At 64.0% G+C, this 22923-nt stretch carries 8 protein-coding genes; 2 read left to right on the forward strand and 6 right to left on the reverse strand.

Translation table 11 applies throughout. The annotated features are described in order from the left end of the window. Positions 1–13 precede the first annotated feature (13 nt). The 6 genes from NKI25_RS01210 to NKI25_RS01235 all read right to left on the reverse strand — a co-directional run bounded on the left by NKI25_RS01210 (position 14) and on the right by NKI25_RS01235 (position 14812). Positions 14–2434, reverse strand: a complete 2421-nt coding sequence (locus NKI25_RS01210) for a dipeptide ABC transporter ATP-binding protein (protein ID WP_352997836.1) — start codon at positions 2432–2434, stop codon at positions 14–16. Positions 2435–2497: 63 nt separating this feature from the next. After that, the gene (locus NKI25_RS01215; protein ID WP_023675848.1) at positions 2498–3655 is read right to left on the reverse strand and encodes an ABC transporter permease; all 1158 of its coding nucleotides are present in this window, start codon (positions 3653–3655) and stop codon (positions 2498–2500) included. A gap of 11 nt (positions 3656–3666) precedes the next feature. Beyond that, on the reverse strand, positions 3667–4701 hold the full coding sequence (locus tag NKI25_RS01220) for an ABC transporter permease (RefSeq protein WP_352997838.1): 1035 nt from the start codon (positions 4699–4701) through the stop codon (positions 3667–3669). 221 nt (positions 4702–4922) lie between these two features. Then, positions 4923–6575 carry an ABC transporter substrate-binding protein gene (locus NKI25_RS01225; protein ID WP_352997840.1) on the reverse strand — a complete coding sequence of 551 codons (1653 nt, stop codon included), beginning with the start codon at positions 6573–6575 and terminating at the stop codon, positions 4923–4925. Positions 6576–6836: 261 nt separating this feature from the next. Further along, a complete protein-coding gene (locus NKI25_RS01230; protein ID WP_352997841.1) occupies positions 6837–12887 on the reverse strand; it encodes a translocation/assembly module TamB domain-containing protein in 6051 nt (2016 codons plus the stop codon). After that, positions 12887–14812, reverse strand: a complete 1926-nt coding sequence (locus NKI25_RS01235; RefSeq protein ID WP_352571778.1) for an autotransporter assembly complex protein TamA — start codon at positions 14810–14812, stop codon at positions 12887–12889. The genes NKI25_RS01230 and NKI25_RS01235 overlap by 1 nt, the downstream gene beginning before the upstream one ends. Before the next feature lie 273 nt (positions 14813–15085). On the opposite strand from NKI25_RS01235, the gene NKI25_RS01240 reads away from it, so the two are divergent. Both NKI25_RS01240 and pbpC read left to right on the forward strand, forming a co-directional pair. Next, on the forward strand, positions 15086–20566 hold the full coding sequence (locus NKI25_RS01240) for an alpha-2-macroglobulin family protein (RefSeq protein ID WP_352997843.1): 5481 nt from the start codon (positions 15086–15088) through the stop codon (positions 20564–20566). Positions 20567–20826: 260 nt separating this feature from the next. Beyond that, positions 20827–22917, forward strand: coding sequence for a penicillin-binding protein 1C (pbpC, locus tag NKI25_RS01245; protein WP_352786670.1), 2091 nt, complete (start codon positions 20827–20829; stop codon positions 22915–22917). The last annotated feature ends 6 nt before the right edge of the window (positions 22918–22923 follow it).

Genomic DNA, 22923 nt, shown 5'->3' on the forward strand with positions numbered 1-22923 from the left:
CTATTAACGGCTCTCAGCCGCCCTTGGGTTTGCGCGGCTTGCGCGTGGCGTCCTCGGCCTGTCGGCCGTCGCCGACAGTCGGCGGCATGATTGGTGCCACCTGGCTGTCGGCAGAGCTTGAGGTGCCGGTCTCTGAAACCTCGTCGCGAACCTCGTGACGGCGGGCTTTGGCGACCGCTTCGGCATTCTCCACTGCCTGACCCTCGGCATCGGCTTCAACGCTGCCAGTCTTTCCATGCGGGCGCTTGGGCGGATCTCCGGCAAAGCCAGGGCCAACACCGTGGTTTGCATCATCCGGCACGCCCTCATTCGCGGCGTGCTCCTTGTCGAATTTGATCACCGGCTCCATTTTCGCCAGCACGTCGTCGGACAGCCAGCACAAGCTCATATGGCCGTCGCCGAGATTTTTGACTGGCGGCACCGTGGTTTCGCAAAGGTTGTCCGGCACCAGTTTCTTGTAGCCGCAGCGCGTCTGGAACGGACAGCCGGACGGCGGGTTCATCGCCGAAGGGATGTCGCCCTCCAGCACGATGTGCTTCTTGACCACGCTTGTGTCGGCGATCGGGATCGCCGACAGCAATGCCTCGGTATAGGGGTGATAGGGCGGCGCGAATATCTGGTCGGTCGTGCCTTGCTCAACGATATAGCCGAGATACATGACGACGACGCGGTCGGCGATGTAGCGCACCACGGACAGATCGTGGCTGATGAACAGCATCGTCGTCTTGTTCTTGCGCTGGATGTCCATCAAGAGCTCGGTCACCGCGGCCTGGACCGACACATCCAGTGCCGAGACCGGCTCGTCGGCCACCACCACCTTGGCATCGCCGGCAAAGGCACGCGCCACGCCGATGCGCTGTTTCTGGCCGCCTGAAAGCTGGCGCGGCTTGCGCGTCTCGAATGCCCTCGGCAGCTTCACCAGGTCGAGCAGTTCCAGCATCCGCTTGCGGCGGTCGGCCACCGTGTCGCCGACATTGAACTTTTCCAGCGTACGGATGATCTGCGAACCAACCGAATGGCTGGGATTGAGCGTGTCGAACGGATTTTGGAACACCATCTGGATCGACGACACCGTGTCGACGCTGCGCTTCTCGATCCCGGTCGACTGGATCTCCTTGTTGCCGAGCTTGACGCGGCCGGAGCTTGCCGTTTCGAGGCCGAGCAGCACCTTGGCCAGGGTCGATTTTCCGCAGCCGGATTCGCCGACGATCGCGACGGTTTCGGATTCGCGCGCCATGAACGAGATCGTCTCGTTGGCCTTGACGACACGGCCCTCGCTCGAGCCGAACACTTCGCTGCCGCCGACCTTGTAGTACTTCCTGAGGTCTTCGATCTGGAGCACCGGCGCACCGGGCACCACCCGCTCGTTGACCTTCTTGGCGCCGGGTGGCAGCGCCTCCCAGTCGATCTCGTTGAAGCGCACACAGCGCGAGAAATGCCCGTCATGGCCTTCGACCGCGATCATCGGAATTTCGGCGGCGTTGCAGACGCCCTCGACGAAATGGTGGCAGCGCGGGCCGAAATTGCAGCCCTTCGGCCGCTCGTGCGGTAGCGGCAACTGCCCCGGGATGGATATCAGCGGCCGCGAATTCTTGTCGGCGCCCGGCAGCGGGATCGAGCGGAACAGGCCTTGCGTGTAGGGATGGCGCATCCGGTCGAAGACGTCCTTGATCTTGCCCGTCTCCACCGCTTCGCCCGAATACATCACCGTGATGCGGTCGCAGGTCTCCAGGATCAGGCCGAGATTGTGCGACACGAAGATCATCGAGGTGCCGAACTTCTCGCCCAGCCCCTTGACCAGGTCGACGATGCCGGCCTCAACCGTCACGTCGAGCGCTGTCGTCGGCTCGTCGAGCAGAAGCAGCGCAGGCTTCGACAGCAGCGCCATGGCAATGACGATGCGCTGCTGCTGGCCGCCGGAAAGCTGGTGCGGGTAGGAACGCATGATGCGCTCGGGATCCGGCAGCTTCACCGCGCGCACCATTTCCAAGGCGCGTTTGTAAGCTTCGTCCTTCGACACCTTGTCGTGGATCAGTGGCACTTCCATCAGCTGCTGGCCGACCTTCATCGCCGGGTTAAGACTGGCCATCGGCTCCTGGTAGATCATCGCGATCTTGTTGCCGCGGATAGCTCGCAGTTCCTCGTCGGACAGTTCTCCCATGTCCTTGCCCTGGAATTTGATCTTTCCGCCGACGATCTTTCCGATGTTGGAGAGGTCGCGCATGATGCCGAGCGACACGGTCGACTTGCCGCAGCCGGATTCGCCGACAATACCCATCGCCTCGCCAGGCATGACCGTGCAGGAAAAATCCATGACGGCCGGGATCTCGCCCTTGCGGGTGAAGAAGGAGATCGACAGGTTCTCGATCTCGATGATCGGCCCATTGGTCGGCCCATTGGTTGGCTTGGCGGGATTTCGAACTGCCTCATTCATGGGTCGCTCCAATCCTTGTTCTTCAGGCATGTCGGGCCGAACCCGGCATCGATCTTCCCGGCATCAATCTTTCATAGACTGTTCGCGCAACGAATCCGCCAGGAGGTTGAGGCCGAGCACGAACGACATCAATGCGATCGTCGGCGGCAGCGCCGGGTGGATGAAGGAGCGCAGCAGCCGGCTGGCATCCTTGATCGCCGTGCCCCAGTCCGGGCTTTCCGGCGCCAGTCCCAGCCCGAAATAGCCGAGCGTGCCGAGCAGGATCGTGGTGTAGCCGATGCGCAGGCAGGCGTCGACGATCAGCGGCCCGCGCGCATTGGGCAATATCTCCCACAGCATGATGTACCAGGGCGATTCACCGCGCGTTTGTGCCGCCGCAACATAGTCGCGCGTTTTGATATCCATGACTAGGCCGCGCACGATGCGGAACACGCCGGGGCTGGAGGCGAACACCACCGCCACGAAGATGTTGAGCTGGTTGGGATCGATGTGGATGATCTTGAACGGATCGGCATCGAAGACAAGGCCTGCATAGATCCAGCCGCCAAGTACCAACGTCAGGCCAAGCAGGATATAGAGGCGGTCGGGGCGGTTCTTGTAGCGCGTCCAGAACAGCACACTGAAGAAGATGATCGGAAACAGGAAGAACAGCCCTGCCATCGCGTAGGGGATCGGCGTGTCCATGATGCCCGGCGTCACCAGCAGGTAGAACAGGAGGATCACCGGGAAGGCCAGCACAAGGTTGGCGAGGAAGGACAGCACCGTATCGATCTTGCCGCCATAATAGCCGGCCGGCAGGCCGAGCGTAATGCCGACCATCAGCGCAAAACCGGTCGCCGCCGGCGCGATGATCAGCACGATCTGGCTGCCATAGACCATGCGGGAGAACACGTCGCGGGCGAGCTTGTCGCCGCCGAAATAGTATACAAGTTTCGACGCCGGCTCGATTGCGCCGGGCAGCGCGTCCTTCATGATCGGCACTTGGGCGAGCGGATCGAAGGGCGAGATGGTCGACGCGAAGATCGCCGTAAACAGCCAGAACAGGCAGATGCCGACGCCGACGATGCCGACGCCGCTGTCGAAAAGCTGGCCGTAAAGGCCTAGCTTCTTCTTGTAGCCGAAGCTCGCCCCCATCACCAGGGCGAGAGCGATCCAGACCGGCCAGAAGCGGGTAAGCACGCCGAGTACGACGTTGAAGGCGCTGAGATATTCGACCTGCATCCGCCGGTCTCCTATTGAACTCTGATGCGCGGATTGAGGAACGCGTAGCCGACATCGGAGATGAGCTGTGTGATCAGGACGATAAACACCGAGACCAGCGAGCAGCCGAGCAGAAGATCGATGTCGTTGTTGCCGGCGGCCTCGACCAGGGTGTAGCCGAACCCCTGGTAGCGGAACATCACCTCGACGATGACGACGCCGGTGAGCAGCCAGGGGAACTGCAGCATGATGACCGTGAATGGCGCGATCAGCGCGTTGCGCAGAGCGTGCTTTATCACCACGCTGCCGAAGGAGAGGCCCTTCAGCCGGGCGGTTCGGATATATTGCTGTGTCATCACCTCCACCATCGAGGCGCGGGTCATGCGAGCGATGTAGCCGATGCCGTATATCGCCAGCGTCATCACCGGTAAGGTGAAATTATAGAAGGTGATGCCCTGGCTGGCCGAGGCCGCCGAACCGTTCAGCACGCCGAGCCAGGAGGCAAAGATCACGGTGAAGATAACGCCCGAAACATATTCGGGCGTCGCCGTCGAGGCGATCGAAGCCACCGACAATGTGCGGTCGGTGCGTGAACCCTCGCGCATGCCGGCGAGAATACCGATCAAAAGCGAGATCGGCACCATTACGGCCAGCACGCAGAGCATCAGGATGCCGGTGGCGCTGAGCGCCGGAAAGAGTTTCGAAGCGACCGTCGTCTTGAACTTGGTCGAGCAACCGAAATCGCCTTGCAGGATGCCGGAGAATGTCGGCACGACCGGATCGTTGCAGAAGGAGAAACGCTGTGCGGGCTTGCCGGTCGCCGGGTCGGTCACCGGCTGCTTGGGCATGATGCCCAGCCATTGGCCGTAGCGGATAAAGAAATTCTGCCGATAGCCATGGTTGACCAGCCAATCCTCAAGCTGCTCGGCGGATGTGTGCATTTCGGTCTGGCTGATCGCGAGCTTCTTCAGATTAGGCCCGAGATTGACCAGGAAGAAGACGATCATCGTCAGGCACAGCATCGTCAATGCCATGGTGCCGAGACGCCTGATAACGAAAGAAAGCATGGCGGTCCCCTGCCGGTCGGGTTGGGGGGTGGAACCGGTTTGCAAGCCGTGCGCTGCCGCCAGCGGCAGAACAAGCCTTCAGACCAGTCCCAGATGCAATACCCTTTTTATTGCAGACCCAGGCCGAAGAGTCCGCAACTTTTTGCTGCGCCGACTTCCGGTCCAAGGACCATGCAAAGAGCGAGGGAAAGGGGCGAGACGCCCCTTTCCGGATCGTCCGGTCAGGCCTGGTCGAGCCAGACCTTGCCGTAGTCGCGCTCGAAGGTCGGGTGCATCTTGTAGTTCTGCACCGCCTTGACCGAATGGCTGTAGAGCTTGCGCCAATAAGGCTGGATGATAATGCCGGAATCCTGCAGGATCTGCTCGATATCCTTCATCATTTCCTTGCGCTTGGCGGCGTCGGCAACTGCCAGCGCAGCGTTGAGCTTGGCATCCCACTCCGGATTCGACCAGGCCGTCTCGTTCCAGGCCTCACCTGTGCGATAGCCGATCGCCAGAACCTGGACGCCGAGCGGCCGCATGTTCCAGTTGGTCATCGACAGCGGATACTTCGTCCAGTCGTTCCAGAAGGTCGAACCCGGCAGCACCGTACGCTTGACCTTGATGCCGGCGTCGCGCATCTGCGCGGCGATCGCATCCCCTGTGTTCTTGTGCCAGTCTTCGTCGACCGTGATCAGCTCGTGCTCGAAATCGGCCTGGCCGGCTTCCGCCATCAGCGCCTTTGCCTTGGCTGGGTCGCGAGCAACCTTCGGCAATTCGTAGTATTCCGGATGGATCGGGGCGACATGGTGGTTTTCGGCAACCGTGCCGGCATTGCCGTAGCCGAGCTGGAGGACGACATTGTTGTCGACCGCGAGCTGCAGGGCGTTGCGAACCTTCTGGTCGCCGTAAGGCTTGTTGGTGACGTTGGTGCGGCAGACGATCGTCGACGCGGTGACGACCTCCGACTTCGCCAAGTCCATGCCGTCGAGAATGGACACATAGTCGGCCGAGGTTTCGAAGTTGGTGTGCACTTCGCCTGCCTCGAAGGCGCTGACCATGGCCGCCGGATCGGTGCCGTAGTCGATGAACTCGATGCCGTCGAGGAAGACCTCGCCGTCCCACCATTTGTTATCTTCACGACGCTTGTAGACCACCTTCTGGCCGACATCGTAGGAGACCAACTCAAACGGGCCAGTGCCGATCGGGCAGGACTTGAAGTCGCCGCCTTTTTCGTCGAACGTCTTGTGGACGATGAGGCCGGGATAGTCGCACACGTTGGGAATGAGGGCGATATCCGGCTTGCTGAGCGTCAGCTTGATTGTGTGGTCATCGACCTTGGTCACCGCGCTCTCATCCAGCTTGTCGTCTTTGACCAGCGAACCGAGGCGACCCGGCATGGAATTGCCTTCGGCCTTCTTGTCGGCCCAACGCTTGAGGTTGAAGATGACGTCGTCTGCGGTGAACGGATCGCCGTTGTTCCAGGTGACGCCTTTGCGCACATGCAGCGTGTATTCGGTAGCGTCGTCATTCACGTCCCAGCTCTCCAGCAGATAGGGGCGGAACGTGTATTCGGTGGTGTATTTGACCAGCGGCTCGAGCGCCTGGCGCTCGGCATTGGCGATTTCCGACCAGTCGGACTTGCGCGGATCCTTCGGATCCTTGATCCATTGCGCGACCTTCAGTATGCCGCCTTTCTTGCCCTTCACCTCTTCCGCCTTGGCCGGCGTCGGGTCTGCGAGGCCAAGCATGCCATAAGCCATCGCCGTCGACGCGCCGAAAACGCTGGCGAGAGCCAGAAATTCGCGACGATCCATCTTGCCTGCCTTGGCATCTTCGGCCATGGCCAGGATGTGATCGGGAACGCGGTCGCCGTTACTCTTGTAGATCGTCATGACTAACTCCCATTGTTGGCTTTCTGCCTTTTAACATTCCGCATCCGCGCCATGATGTCAAAGACGGCACGGATTGGGAACATGCCAAGGAATGTGCAACTTTGAAAGCAGGGCGGTTCGCGCGATAACGACAGTCTTGGCGCAAATTTGCTACTGCGCCAGGGATTTCGTCTGAAATCTCAACGGGCAATTAAACTGGGACATTCGCCGCTGCGCCGCTCGTTCTTCAGGCAACCAGTTGTTCTGCGCGAACGGCCGGTTTCAATATTCCCGTTCGTAGAAAACACCGCCTTTGGCTTCGCCGGCGTCGGTTGCCTCGCCACGCAGCTTGACGCCGCGTCCAACGTCGAGATCGACGGTTGCCTTGCCCGAGCCCGGCCTGTCGCCCTTCTGGATCGTCACATAGGTGCGGTCGTTGAGATACTTGCCCGCCGAGACGGCGGTGCCGCCCTCTTCGTCGGTGATCACGTCGAGATCGTCGACGCCGATCGCGCTGCGCAGGTTCTGCAGCAGGGAGGTCGAGCCGCCGACGCCGGCCAGTTGTCCGGCAGCCTCGGCAAGCTGCGCGATCTGCAGCGGCGACAGGTTCGACATCGAACGGCCGAAGATCAGCTGCGCCAGCACCTCGTCCTCCGGCAGCACCGGTACCGAGGAGAAGGTGAATTTCGGGTTGTTCGCCTCGCCCGACACCACGATGGTCACGGTGGCGCTGGTCGTCTTCGATTGCGCCGTGAGATTGAGGTAGGGCACCAGAGAGCCGGAAAAGCCGACGGTGCCTTCGGTGAAGGTCAGCCGCTTTGCAAGGATCGTCAGCCGCCCGCGCCGCAAGGTGAAGGTGCCGACCGCCTGGGGTGACGATGCCGGACCGGTCAGCCGCAGCGAACCGCCGAGCTCGGCGTCGACGCCCCTGCCCTGGATGAAGATCTGGCTCGGCGCATTGACCGTGACGTCGAGGTTGAGGCCGCTGCCTCCACCGCCGCTGCTTGCTGCGGCCGGGCGCAACGCCTTGTCCTGTGCACGCACGGCTGCCGGCGCATTCTTGTGCTTGACGTTGAGCTCGGCCAGCGAGCCGGGCAGCCTTTCGGGTACGGTGATGACGGTCTTGGCCAGGTTGACGGTACCGGAAATCACCGGCGCGGAGGTGAGCGGTCCCTTGACGGTCAGGTCGCCGCCGAGATTGGCGGTGACCACCTTGCCGTCGGTATAGCGGCCGTCGACGAGCTTGATCGACAGATCGGCCGGAAAACCTTTTGCCGGATCGATGCCGACGGTGCCGCTGGCCGAAAGGCTGCCGCGTGTCGACAGCGTGCCGGTTAGGCGGTTGATCCTGGCCACGCCATTGCCGATAGCGACATCGGCAGTGATGTCGTTGATCGCAAGCCCCGATCGCGCATCGACCAGACGGGCGCCCGACGTGCGGACCGTGCCTGAGATCACCGGCGACGTCGCCGGGCCACGCACCTGCACATTGACGTCGGCCGTGCCGCTCAAGGACAGGCCTTGCGCAGCGAGTGTCCTGGTGAGGAAGGCGAACGGCACCTTGCCGGAAAAGTTGAGATCAAGGGTGGGTCCGCCTGATGTCGTCATCGTGCCGCCGCCCTTGAGGCCGAGACCGGCGGCATCGCTCATGTTGGCGTCGAAGGTCAGCCTGTTGCCCGAATACGTACCTGAGGATGAGACGCCCATGCCGCCGAAACCTGCATCGCGGGTCTGCGACGTCTGAACGCCTGCGGCGTCGATCTTGAAGGCAACGGCCGGATTGGCCGGCGCCCCCGTCACCTTCACCGTGCCCGAGATGGAGCCGGCGGCATCGAGGCCCGGCGAAAAACTGTTGGCTATCGAGATCGGGACGCGGGCCAGTGTCGCGTTGAGGTCGAACGCCTGCCCAGCCTTGCCCGTGACCGTCGCCGTGCCGCCGCCGAGGTTGAGCACCAGCCTGTCGAGGCTGGTCACTCCATTGGCGATGTTGATGGTCGAGGCCTGGGCGATGGCCGCCTTGATGCCGCGGATGGTCGCCTCGCCGGAGGCAAGTTCGACCGTCGTCGTGCCCTTGACCGCCTTGACCCGGCCGGCCGCCCTCAGCGGAATATCCTTGACGGTGGCGCCACCGGAAAAGCCGGTCCATTCGCCGTCGCGCTTGAGATCGACGTTGACGCCCCGAATAGCCGTGCCGCCGGAAGTTACGCTGTCGGCACGGATTTTGCCCGAGATCACCGGTGCCGCCAGATAATTGGCGATCAGCGCATCGATGCTCACGGCCTTGGCCGAGACATCGCCGCGCGAGATCGAGGCCGTCGTCGCCTTGACGGCGACTTGCGGCACGGTACCCGCCTTGGAGAAGGCGATCGTGCCGCGCACATCGCCATCGGCCTTTTCCAGTGCCAGGGCCGCAAGCGGACCGATATCGGGCAGGTCGAGCGCCACGGTGCCGGCCGGCAGGAAGGCATCGTCGAGCGCCAGGTCGCCGGAGATACGGTTCTTGCCGAGCGACAGCAAAAGTCCATTGATGGCGCGTTTGCCGTCCGATGTCGCCAGCGCGGCGCTGCCCTGCAGCGGTTGGCCGCCGACATTTCCGGTGAGTTGCACATTCGCAGCCGGGTTGGCGGCATTAGCCTTGCCGGTGGCAGTGAGCTTCAGACCGGTGATCTCGCGCGCCGCGACCGAAAGCCTGTCGCTGTTGACACTCAGCGACAGATCCGGCGCGGTGCTGGCGCCTTGCGCATTCAGCGCGAAAGAGATGGCGCCTTTGGCGTCCTTGGATAGCAGCGAGACGTCGCCTAGCGCGCCTTTGACGTCGGCGCTGAGCTTGTTGTCGGCAAGGCTCGCCTGGCCGTCTGCCGTCAGCGAACCGGACGACAGCCTGACGGTATTGGCGGTGACATTGCCATTGGCGTCCCGCTTCAGCGCGGCACTGAATTGCGTTCGCTCGGCGAGCACGCCACGTACCGCCCCCGGCAGTGCCGCCGAGGTGGCGTCCGCCTTGACATTGAGGTCGATGGCGCCGTCGGCCAGCGAGACCCGCCCGTTGAAGCCGCTGTTCAACGCGTCGCTGGTCACCGTGCCGCTATCGATGACGATGGTATCGGCGGCAAGGCTGCCGGCGAGCTTGGCAGTGATTTTCCCTGCAATCAGCGGCGCGACGGTCGGATTGTCGATGCCGAGTTTTTCGGCGGTCACCGAGCCAGAGATCGGCCCGGTCCGGGCTTTCACGTCGAAGCGATCGGAGTGCAGCGCAAGCGTGATGCCCTCGATCGTAGCTAGATTGGTGGCGGCCGATGGCAGCGTCGCGGAAATGTCGAGCTTCGGCTGGGCGCCCTGCCCGGCCGCCGTTAGCGATATCGCCTGTAGCTCGAGCTTGATCGGGCTCTCCTTGCTGCCAAGCGACAACGGCAGGCTCGGACCGGTAGAGGCCAGGTCGAGCGAAAAATCGCTGGCACCGTTCGGATTGATGGTGCCGGCTGCCTTGCCGGAGATTTTCTCGCCGGCAAGCGTCGCCTGCTCGATGGCCAGGCCGCTGGCCGACGAGAAACGGCCTGCCGCGTCGATATCCAGCGGCCCGAGCCCAGCCTGCCGGGTCTGGCTGGTTTCGGCGCCGCTGAGCCGGGCGGTGAAGCGAATATCTGGGGCAGCCGACGATCCGGTGACCTGCGCGGTGCCGCTGAGCGCGCCGACGGCATCGAGACCCGGTGAAAAATCATTGGCAAGCGCTGCCGGCATCGCCGACAAGGTGGCAGCGAGATCGAGCGTCTGGCCGGCCGTACCCGACACGGCAACCGAACCACCGCCGACACCGAGCGCCAATTTCTCTATGCTCACCCTGCCATTGGCGATTGTCAGCGCTGATGGCTGCGCGACAGCTGCCTTGATGCCGCGGACGGTCGCCTCGCCCGAGGCAAGCTCGATGCTGGTGGTGCCGTTCGCAACCCTGACGCGCCCGGACGCGCTGGCCGGAATGCCGGCGACCGTGGCGCCGCCGCTAAAGCCGGTCCAGTCGCCATCGCGCTTCAGGTCGACATCGATGCCGCTGATCACCGTGGTTCCGGAGGTGATCGTGTCGGCCTTGATCTTGCCGGCGATTGCCGGTGCTTTGAGATAATTGGCGACCAGCGCGTTGACGGCGATTGTCTTCGCCGCCAGTTCGCCGCGCGAAATCACGGCGCTCGTCGCATCGATCGCGACCGTCGGCGCTCCGTTGTCGTTCGCAAAGCGGATGGTGCCGCGCACGTCGCCGGCTACCGACTGGCCTGCGAGTGCGGCCAGCGGAGCAATATCGGCGGCATCGAGGGTCAACGTGCCGAGCGGCAGCAGGTTGTCGTCGAGCCCGAGGTCGCCGGAGACCTTGTTGTCGGCTAACGAGACGGCAAGTCCATTGATGGAGCGCTTGCCGTCGGTTGTGACCAGCGATGCCTTGAGGTCGAGCGGCTGGTCGTCGACCGAGCCGGTCAGCGAGACATCGGCGGCGGGACTGGCGATATCGGCCTTGCCGCTCGCGCTCAGCTTGATCTGCTTCACCGCATGGCCGGACGCCGTTAGGCTGTCGCTGTTGGCCGAAACCGAGAAATCCGGTGCGCTGCGCGCGCCGCTTGCGGTAAGCCCGAAACCGACGGCGCCGCCGACCTTGGCGCCGACCAGCGGCGACAGCACCGACACGTCGCCCAGCGTACCCTTGATATCGGCCCGGATATCGGTGCCTTGCGCACTGGCGGTGCCGCTGGCGCTAAGCGTGCCGGAGGTGAGTTGCAATGCGTTGGCGGCGAACGCACCGTCCGGGTCGCGTGTCGCGGTTGCGGAAAACTGCACGCGCTCGCCGAGAACCGAGCTGATTTGCGGCGGCAGCGCCGTCGAAGCCGCGTCGGCATTCATCTTGAGCGTCATCGACAGATCGGCAAGCGCCACTGTGGCTGTTACGGACGCATTGAGCGCGTCGCTGCGTAGCGTGCCTTCGTCGACGACAATCTGTTCCTTGCTGACGGAGCCGGCGAGACCGGCGCTGACCCTGCCCGTTATCAGCGGCGCCAAAGTCGCGACGTCGGTGTTCAGGCCGGCCGCCGTCAGCTTGATGGTGACCGGCCCGCTACGGTTCTGGATGTCGAAACCATCGGAATGCACTTGCCCGATCAGGTCGTCCACCCGCGTGCCGCCCGCCACCACCGAGACCAGCGACGCGCCGATATCCACCATCGGCGCCTTGCCATCGCCGAAAGCGCGGGCCGTGGCATCCTTGATTGCCACGGTTATCGGTTGCGCCTCGCTGCCGAGGCTGAGCACGATCGGCGGCCCCTTTGCGGCGAGCTTCACCGAAAGGTCGCTGGCGCCGTTCGGATCGACAATGCCGGCGGCGGTCGCGTGCAAGGCGCCGCTGTCGATATTGGCGCGCTCGACATCGACGCCGCCGGCCGCGGTCGCCGTGCCGGCGAGGTCGAAGCTGGTCTTGCCGGCAAACAGCGGTTTCAGGGTTTCGGGCAGGAAGCGCTCGAATTCGCCATCGCCGTTGGCCTCGACATAATGACCCTTGTCGGTGAGCTGATGGCGACCGGTAAGCTGGGTGACGATCCGGCCGTCGACAACGAAGGTCCCGATGCCATTCCAGTTGGCGAGCGGTCCGGTGCCGGAAACGACAATGTTGACCGGCGGCGCGCCCGGCAGGTTGAGCAGGTTGGCGATTAAGCCGCCGGCCGGCTCGGATGCCTTAAGGTCGAGGTCGAGCTTGTTGTCGGCCGGCGCGAAATGGGCTTTGGCGTCGACCGTGCCTTGCTTGCCGTCGTGGCGAACGATGTTGAGGTTGGTCTCGATCGCCAATGGTGAGGCGTCCGCCTTGAGCGCTCCCTTGGCTGCAAGTTCGGCGACACCGCTGCCGGCCAGAGCCTGCCCGAGCGCGATTTCGGGAAGGTCGAGTTGCCTGACGTCGATGGAAACCGGCAGCGTCGTCGCTCCGCTTTGGCTCGACTGTGTATTGGCCACCGGCAGCCTTGCCAACTCGATACGCTCGGCCCCAATGCGATCGGCGCTGAAGCTCTTCGACAGGAGTGCCAGCGGCGACCAATCGACGGCCACGTTGCGCGCCACCATCCAGGCGCCTTCGCGATCCTCCAGAACGACATGATCGACCCTCAGCGCGCCCGACCAGATACCGTCGATGCCGACGACAGTGACCTTGCGATCACCGGTCGAGGCCATGGTCGAGATGATGCCGGCAAGGTTTTCGCGGCCGCGCTCGGTTTTGGTCAGCACGACGAGCGCCCCCACCGCCGCTGCCACGACGATGAGCAGCGTGTAGAAAAGGATACGGAGGATGCGCCTGAATATTGCCATCAGAATGCCTGGCCGATGCCGGCATAAATGCCGAAATGAGGATCGTCGGGGCCGCGGTTGAGCGGCACCGCCGCGTCGACGCGCAGCGGCCCGAACGCCGTCAGATAGCGCAAGCCTACACCCGCGCCGACCTTCATGTCCGAAAAATCGGGGACCTGCCTGGTCGACACCGTGCCGGCATCGACGAACGGCACGACGCCGATCTTGTCGGTGACGGCGATGCGCATCTCGACCGAGGTCTCGAAGAACGAAAGCCCGCCGATCGGCTCTCCATTGCTGTCCTTCGGGCCGATGCCTTGATAGGCATAGCCGCGCACCGAACCGCCGCCGCCTGAGTAGAAGCGTCGATCTGCCGGAACATCTTGAAGACTGGCGCCGATGATAGAGCCGATGGCGACACGTTCGGCGAAAACGAATTTCGAGGCCGAATCGAGTGACTGGTAGGCCGACCCCTCGCCCTTCAGCTTGACAAACGCAGCCCCGCTCAAAATGTCGTAGCTCGGCTCGCCATAGGCCAGCACCCTGAAGCCCCGGGTCGGATTGAGCTTGCTGTCGCGATTGTCGTAGACATATTGCAGTGGAATGCTGGCGATCAGATAGGTGTGCTTGCCGAAAGCGTCGTGGATCCTCGAATAATCCAGCGCGACTTGCGCGGAAACCGTCTGCTTCTTGTCGAGTTCGTAGGATAGGCCGGTGCTGCCCTTGACCGAGAAATGGTCGTAGGCGTCGGGGTGCTCCAGCACGGTATTGACGCTGGCAATGAACTTCGACGCCGGCCCGACCACGCCCGGCTTTTCGAACATGACGCCGGCATTGTAATTGAGCTGGGTCAAGTCGTTGCTGCCGATGCCGCTGATCTTGCCGTCGATGCGCAGCTTTTCGGCGCGGCCAAACAGATTGCGGTGCCCCCAATAGCCTTCGAGGCCCAGCCCCTCGGTGTTTGAGAAGCTGCCGCCAATGCCGAAATAGCGTGGCTTGCGCTCGCTGACCTCGACACCGATCGGGATGTTGCCCTCGGCGTCGAGCGCGTCGGCTTCCTTCACCGTCACGCTGTTGAAGACCTCGAGCCCAAGCAGCCGGTCGCGCGCGTCGTCGATCTCATCGGGCGAATACTGGCGGCCGCGCTTCAGGCCGGTCATATATTCGGTGAAGTCGCGGTCGACCTTTTCGGTGCCCTCGACAGTGGTGTCGCCATAGCCGGCGACCGGGCCGGCCGCGACGGCAAGCGTCACGTCGAGCGTCGAACCGGCGTGCTCGGCGACGATCTCGCGGCCCGTCACCTTGGCCAGCGGCCTGCCTTCTTGCTTGAGTGCCCGCACGATCGCCGCCTCGGCCTTGAGCACGGCGCCCGAACTGGCGTCACCGCCGGCGATCAGGCCGAAATCGGCACTTGCCAGCCCCGCCGCATCGCCTTCCAGTCTGATGTTGCCAAGCGTGAATTTCGGCCCGGCTGCTATGCTTATCACCACCGGTATCGGCTGCGGACCCGAAAACTCGGCATCGGGCGGCAGATCGTCGAGCGGCTTGCCCTGAATAGTGATGGTGACGACACCCTCGTAGCGGGCGTCAGTGTAGAGTGCGGCAACAAGTTGCTCACGGTCACTGCGCGCCTTGGCCAGCAGGCCGAGAGAACCGGATACCGGGTGTTCCTCGTCGGCCTTCAGCGCCGAGGCGTTTTCGAGCTTCTCGGCGAGATCCTTGTCGGCGTCCGGCGCCTCGATCGTCACCGCATAGCGCAGCGGGTCGACGATATCGGCATCTTCGTCTTTGGATCCCCACAGCTTGATGCCGAAAATCTCGAAGGCTGCCGCACTTCCGGTTTCGGCAACAAGTGCCGTAGAGCACAACAATGCGAAAAGCAGGGCGCGCGAAAGCGCGCGCCGTGGCGCGGTTCCTCCCGACATCTGCCTTTCATACGCCGGCATTACGCTCCTAGCCTAGCTCGCAAACCTAAAATTGGAATGAAGTTCTGAAGCACTCGTAAAGGGGCCACAATCCAATTGCTGAAATAGACAGGGCTTGGAACTCACACCTTCTGCGTCGCCGCAAGAAAGCGTGATCCCCTGTCCTATGGAGCTACTACCGGTCACCGGCCGGAAAGCAAACCGTTGGCAGGCGGATCCTGCCGCGTCCCGATGTTGACAAGCGCGACTGAAGCTTGAAGATTTCTGGACGTAAGCACTTGTCTGGAGGGGTTTATGGCAATGCGCGCGGCTCGTGGTTTATCGATTCTTTTCCTTCTCTTTTTTGCCTGGAGCGGTGTCGCGCAAGCGGCCGAAGCCCGGCGGGTGGTGACATCGGACAATTCCGACTATTTCGGTTTCGATCTCAGATCCGACCAGAATGTCAGCCTCGACCAGTGCAAGACCACCTGCCTCGGCGACCCGGCCTGCCGCGCCTTCACCTACAACCTCAAGGCCAAATGGTGCTTCCTTAAATCCGATTACAATTCGTTGAAACCCTTCGGCGGCGCCGTCGCCGGCAAGATCGTCAACATCGATGGCGATCCCGACATCGGCGCGCCACCCGAACTCGCCTTCTTCCCCAACTGGATGGCCGACCAGGCCCAGCAATACCGCAACAAGCTCACTGGCCCGACCTACACCAAGCCGACAGAAGGGCTGACGGCGCTGAGGGCCGCCGCCGAACAGTCGGCGCTGACGGGCGATCATCGCTCGGCCATGCACAAATACGAAGCGGCGGTTTCGGTGTTGCCTGATGATGGCCAGCTCTGGCTCGAGCTGGCGCGCGAAACGCTTGCCGTCCATCCGACCGCCAACAGCTCGGAGCCGTCGACCCTACCGGCGAACGCCACTTCCGCCGCCTTCAACGCCTACAAATTGCTGCGCACCACCAAGACGCGCGCCGACGTGCTGGCGCTGCTCGGGGACGGCCTTGATCGCCGCGATCTCTACAGGCCGGCCCTGCAGGCCTACGAGGCGAGCCTCGCTCTCGTCAATTCGCCGGCAGTCAGGGCCGCCTATCAGGATCTCAAGGCCCGCAAGGGCTTCCGCGTCATCGATCATACCGTCGATGCCGACACCAGCGCGCCACGCATCTGCGCGCAGTTCTCCGAGGAACTGGTCAAGACCGGCGTCGACTACTCGCAGTTCGTTACTGTCGACAACGCCGCTCCCAAGGGCGTCGAAGCCAAGGACAAGCAGATCTGCGTCGAAGGACTCGAGCACGGCCAACATTATGACGTGACCTTCCGCGCCGGCTTGCCGGCCGCCATTGGCGAAGTCACCGCGGCACCGGTGGTTCTGTCGATCTACGTGCAGGACCGCGCGCCTTCGGCCCGCTTCACCGGCGACAGCTTCGTGCTGCCCGCAGGCGCACGCCGCGGCATACCGGTCGTCACCGTCAACATGAATGCCGCCGAAATGAAGCTCTTCCGCATCGGCGACCGCTCGCTGGCCCAGCTTCTGTCGGGATATCAGTTCCTGCGCCAGCTTGACGGCTACGACATTTCGAACATCTCCGAACAGATGGGCGAGCCGGTCTGGCAAGGCCAGCTCGACATCGCCAACGACCTCAACAAGGAAGTCACCACCTCCTTCCCAATCGACGAGGCTTTGCCGAAGCGCAAGCCCGGCGTCTATGTGCTGACCGCACAAGCCGTCAACGATCGCAGCGACGACTATGATTCGCACGCCACGCAATGGTTCGTCGTCTCCGATATCGGCCTGTCGACCTATACCGGACAGGATGGGCTGAACGTCTTTGCCCGTTCGCTCGCAACCGCCAAGCCGATCGCCGGCGCCGAGCTGACGCTGCTGGCCAGGAACAATGAAATCCTCGGCACCGCGACCACCGACGCGGAAGGGCGGGCGGTGTTCAATCCCGGCCTGACGCGCGGCGACAGCGGCATGGCCCCGGCCGTGCTGATGGCCAAACAGGGCGACGACGATTTCGTCTTCCTCGATATGGGCCGCGCCGGCTTCGACCTGTCCGACCGTGGCGTCGCCGGACGGCCGGCACCTGGCGCGCTCGACGTCTATGCCTGGACCGAGCGCGGCATCTACCGCGCCGGCGAAGATGTCCATGTCGCGGCCCTTGCCCGCGACAGTGCCGCCAAGGCGGTCGAGAACCTGCCGCTGACCTTCATCTTCTCGCGGCCCGACGGCGTCGAGGACCGCCGCATCGTCAGCGATGGCGCATCGGCCGGTGGTCACGCGGTCGACCTGCCGCTGGAACCCAACGCCATGCGCGGCACCTGGACGGTGGCGATCCATACCGATCCCAAGCAGGCGGCGGTCGCCAGCCAGATGTTCCTGGTCGAGGACTTCGTACCGGATCGCATCGAGTTCGACCTGTCCTCCGACAAGCAGGAGATCGCGCAGGGCGAGACCGCCAACATTACCGTCGACGGCCGCTTTCTCTACGGCGCGCCGGCCGCGGGCCTCGCGCTCGAAGGCGAATTGACGCTGTCGACCGCCCGCGACTGGGACCGCTTCAAAGGCTATTCCTTCGGTCTGGCCGACGAACAGTCGGCTGAACCGACGGTGACGCCCTTCACCGGCCTGCCGGTGGTCAGCGAGGACGGCAAGGCGACCTTCCCGGTCTCCGTCGATCAATTGCCATCCACCACCAAGTTGGTCGATGCAAAGGTCACTGTCAGGATGCGTGAAACCGGCGGCCGTGCCGTCGAGCGCTCGCTGAATATCGGCATCCGCCCGCAGGGCCACATGATCGGCATCCGCCCGGATTTCGACGACGACGAGGTGCCGCAAGGCGGCACGGCCAAGTTCAGCCTGATCGCTGTCGACCCAGACGGCAAGCGTGAGGCGCTGAAGGGCGCGCAGTGGTCGCTGGTCAAGGTCGAGCGTAGCTACCAGTGGTACCGCTCGAGCAACTCCTGGAACTATGAGCCGGTCACCTTCACCAAGGCGGTGGCCAACGGCCAGGTCGACCTAAGCGCCGATGGCGAGGCGACGGTGTCGCTGCCGGTCGACTGGGGCCGCTACCGGCTCGAGATCGAGACAGCGGATCCGGAAGGCCCGGCCACCAGCTACGAGTTCGACGCCGGCTGGTATGTCAGTTCCACCACCACCGAAACGCCCGACGGCCTCGAGATCGCCCTCGACAAGGATACCTATGCGGCGGGTGAAGTGGCCAAGCTCAAAGTGTCGCCGCACTTTGCCGGCGAGCTGCTCGTCACCATCGGCGCCGACAAGCTCCTGAAGACCGTCACCGCCAGCGTGCCGGCCGGCGGCAGCACCGTCGACATCCCGGTCGGCGACGACTGGGGTGCCGGCGCCTACGTCACGGCAACGCTGTTCAGGCCGGGCGATGCGCAAGAGACACGTATGCCGGCGCGCGCCATCGGCGTCAAATGGCTGAAGCTCGATCCCGGCTCGCGGAAGCTTGCCGTCAGCTTGGCGCCGCCGGACAAGACCATGCCGCGCCAGCAGCTGTCGATCCCCGTGGCCGTAGCCGGCGTGCAGCCCGGCACCAACGCCTATGTCATGGTCGCGGCCGTCGACGTCGGCATCCTCAACCTGACCAACTACAAGGTACCGGATCCGGAGAACTGGTTCTTTGGCCAGCGCATGCTCGGTCTCGAGGTTCGCGACATCTATGGCCGGCTGATCGACGGCTCGCTGGGCACAACCGGTAAGCTGCGCACCGGCGGCGACGGCGCCAACATGCAATCGCAAGGCAGTCCGCCGACCGAAAAGCTGGTCGCCTTCTTCTCCGGCCCGGTCCAGCTCGACTCCGACGGCAAGGCGCGGATCGACTTCGACATACCGCAGTTCAACGGCACCGTGCGCGTCATGGCCGTCGCCTGGACAAAGGAAGCAGTCGGCCATGCCCAGTCCGACGTCATCGTTCGCGATCCGGTGGTGATCACCGCCGGCCTGCCGCGATTCCTGGCGCCCGGCGATTCCGCCGTCATGCGGCTCGACGTCGCCGACACCGACGGCCCCGCTGGCGACTACAAGCTGACCATCGACACGACGGGCGACCTGTCTACCCGCAGTGCCGCCTTGCCTGAAAAGCTGACGCTGGCCAAAGGCAAGCGGCAGACGCTGACCGTGCCGTTGATTGCGCAGACCGCAGGCAACGCCTCGATCACCATCAAGCTTGCGCATGCCGGCGGCACCGCCGTCGAGCAGACGCTCTATGTGCCGGTGCGCCCGGCGCAACTACCGGTGACCACCCGCATGGTCGTCGACCTCAAGGGCAATGGCGGCGCGCTGCGCGTCGACAAGGAACTGCTGGCGGCAAGCCTGCTCGATGGCGCTTCGGTCAGCGTCGGCGTTTCGCAGGCGGCTGCCTTCGATGTACCGTCGCTGCTGATGACGCTCGACCGCTATCCCTATGGTTGCGCCGAACAGACCACCAGCCGCGCCATGCCGCTTCTCTACGTCAACGAGATGGCTTCCGGCATCGGCATGGCCAGCGACCCCGATCTGCATGGCCGCGTCCAGGACGCTATCTACAAGGTGCTGAGCTATCAGGCCTCGGCCGGCAGCTTCGGCCTGTGGGGTCCGGGTTCCGGCGATCTGTGGCTCGACGCCTATGTTACCGATTTCCTCACCCGGGCGCGCGAGCAGAAGTACGACGTACCGGCCCTGGCGATGAACCAGGCGCTGAGCAATCTGCAGAACGCGATCGGCTACGATCAGGACGTCCAGGATCGCGGCAGCGAGATCGCCTATGCGCTCTATGTGCTTGCCCGCAACAAAAAGGCCTCGGTCGGCGATCTGCGTTATTATGCCGACACCCAGCTCGAAGCCTTTACCAGCCCGATGGCCGTCGCCCAATTGGCGGCGTCTCTCGCGCTCTACGGTGACACCCAGCGCTCGGAGGCAACCTTCCAGGCCGCGCTGCAACTGGCCAAGTCGACGCCCGAATATGACTATTACCGGTCCGACTATGGCTCGCCACTGCGCGACGGCGCGGCGATCCTGGCGCTTGCCGCGGAAAGCAAGCCGGTGCCGACCATCGTGCCGGCGCTGATCCAACTAGTGACCAGGGAACGCGCCGACGCCAGGTGGACCAGCACACAGGACGAGTCCTGGATGCTGCTGGCGGCCCGCGCGCTGAAGGCCGGCAATGATTCGATCGCGCTGACCGTCAACGGCGCACCGCATGCCGGCGGCTATTCGGACCAGATCGCCGGTGGCGACCTGGCCGACAGTCCGCTGACCATCGTCAACACCGGCAGAAATCCGCTGCAGGCGGTCGTCACCACCGTGGCTTCGCCGATCCAGCCTCTGCCGGCCGGCGGCAACGGCTTTACCATCAGCCGTACCTACTACAAGCTAGACGGCACAGAGGCCAACGTGACGGAGGTCAAGCAGAACGAACGCTATGTCGTCGTGCTCAAGGTTTACGAGCAGAACACCTGGCCTTCGCGACTGCTGATCACCGACCTGTTGCCGGCCGGCTTCGAGATCGACAATCCGGGCCTGGTCTCCAGCGCCCAATTGACGAACTTCTCCTGGCTGGCGCAGACCGATGCCGCCCATCTCGAATTCCGCGACGACCGTTTCGTCGCGGCGTTCAATCCCAACGACGGCGACGGCGACCGCAACATCACACTCGCCTACGTCGTGCGCGCGGTGACGCCGGGCACCTACGCCCACCCGGCGGCAACGATCGAGGACATGTACCGGCCGCAATATTCGGCCCGCACCGCCACCGGCATGATGGAGGTCAAGGCGCCGTAGGCAAAGATGGCGAACAGGAACATGGCGATGGCGCCTTCGCAAAGGATTTTGCCAATCTTCAGCGATGCAGAAAGGGAGCCGAGGTCGCGGCCGGCTCTCCCTTCTCCCCTTGTGGGAGAAGGTGGCCTCGCGAAGCGAGGTCGGATGAGGGGTGTTCCAGCTTGGCACCAATAGCGCTCTGGCCAGCACCCCTCAACCGTCTTGGCGCTGCGCGCCAATCCACCTTCTCCCACAAGGGGAGAAGGAAGAAGGGCAGCGCCGTGCTCTCCAAAAAATTCCTCCGCCGTTCAGCCATCACGGGCATCTCCGTCACTGGCTTCCTCGCCCTCTCCGCTGCCACCCTCTGGCAGCTCGACCGCGCCTTTCCGCCGCCGCTGCCGGCGGAGCTGACGGTATCAACCGAAGTGCAGGACCGCGACGGCCAGCTGCTGCGCGCCTTCGCTACGCCGGATGGCTACTGGCGGCTCGCTACCAGCCTGGACCAGGTCGACAAACAGTTCGTCGACATGCTGGTCACCTATGAGGACAAGCGTTTCTGGGATCATCAAGGCGTCGACGTGCTGGCACTGGCGCGTGCCGCCGGCCAGTTCGCGACCAGCGGCCATATCGTGTCCGGTGGCTCGACGCTGCCGATGCAACTCGCCCGGTTGATCGAACCGCGCGACAGCCGCAGCCTCGGCTCGAAGATCAAGCAGATGCTGCGCGCCCTCCAGATCGAACGGCGGCTTTCCAAGCGCGAGATCCTCGAACGCTATCTGACGCTGGCGCCCTATGGCGGCAATCTCGAAGGTGTGCGCGCGGCTTCGCTTGCCTATTTCGGCAAGGAGCCGAAACGGCTGACGGTCTCGGAGGCGGCCCTGCTCGTCGCTTTGCCGCAATTGCCGGAAAAGCGGCGCCCTGACCGCAACCTCGACGTCGCCCATGCCGCCCGCGACCGCGTGCTGACCCGCATGGTCTCGGCGGGCCTGCTCGGCGAACGTGAGGCCGCGCGTGCCGCGCTCGACGATGTGTCGGGGCTCCGGCGGACCTTGCCGGCGCTCGCTGCCCATGCGGCCTATACGATGCTGTCCAAGGCCATTCCCGGCCAGAAGCTGCAACTGACGATCCGCAAGAGTGTCCAGGAAGGGCTGGAGCAGGTGGCCAAGGATGCGGCCGCCAGGCTCGGCCCTCGCCTCTCGGTGGCCATGGTACTGGCCGATGCCCGTACCGGCGATATTCTTGGTGAGGTCGGCTCTGCCGATTTCTTCGATGCCAGCCGTTCGGGCTGGATCGACATGACCAAAGTCGTTCGTTCGCCTGGCTCGACGCTGAAGCCGTTCATCTATGGCCTCGCCTTCGAACAAGGCCTGGTGGCGCAGGAGATGCTGATCGAGGACAGCCCAGCCGATTTCTCCGGGTATCGGCCGAAGAACTTCGACATGGGCTATCAGGGCGATGTCAGCATCAGGCAGGCGCTGCAATTGTCGCTCAACGTGCCGGCGATCCGCGTGCTCGACGCGGTCGGCCCGGCCCGGCTGATGGCACGCTTTCGCCAGGCCGATGTGACCCCTATCCTGCCCGTCAACGAAGCGCCCGGCCTGGCGATCGGCCTCGGCGGCGTCGGGGTGACCCTGCGCGACCTGGTCCAACTCTATGCCGGCCTTGCCAATGGCGGCAAGGCACACACGCTGCATGACGGCACCGAGCCGGCGAATGCCGAACGCTCGACCACCACCATCCTCGACGGGCAGGCGACCTGGCAGATCACCGACATCCTGTCGGGCGTCAAGCCTCCCCAGGGTGCCGCCCAACGCGGCATCGCCTACAAGACCGGCACCTCCTACGGCTATCGCGACGCCTGGTCGGTCGGCTTCGACGGCCGCTACGTGCTCGGCGTCTGGGTCGGCCGCCCCGACGCCGGCGCGGTGCCCGGCCTGTCCGGCTATATCTCGGCTGCGCCCATCCTGTTCGAAGGTTTTGTCCGTTCCAGCCTAGCCGCCGTACCGCTGCCGAGCCAGCCGTCCGGCGTCCGGCGTCCGAAGCGCGAGGAGCTGCCGGTGACGCTGACGCGCTTCGGCGCCGGCGCCGACGGACTGGTGCAGGCGACGCCGACCGAACCTGCGCCGACCATCATCTTTCCGCCCGACGGCGCTCGCGTCGATCTCGACGCCTCCTCGGCCGCCGCCTCGCCGCTGGTGCTCAAGCTGCAAGGCGGCCGCGCACCGTTCCGCTGGCTGGCCAATGGCAAGCCGCTGGTCGGCATCGACCGGCGGCGCACCGCGACCTGGCAGCCTGATGGCGCCGGCTATTCGACCCTGACCGTGATAGACGCGGCGGGACGCGCCGCCAGCGTGAAGATTTTTGTCGAGTGAAAGTTT

The organism is Mesorhizobium sp. M0808, from assembly GCF_040320025.1.
GTDB lineage: Bacteria > Pseudomonadota > Alphaproteobacteria > Rhizobiales > Rhizobiaceae > Mesorhizobium.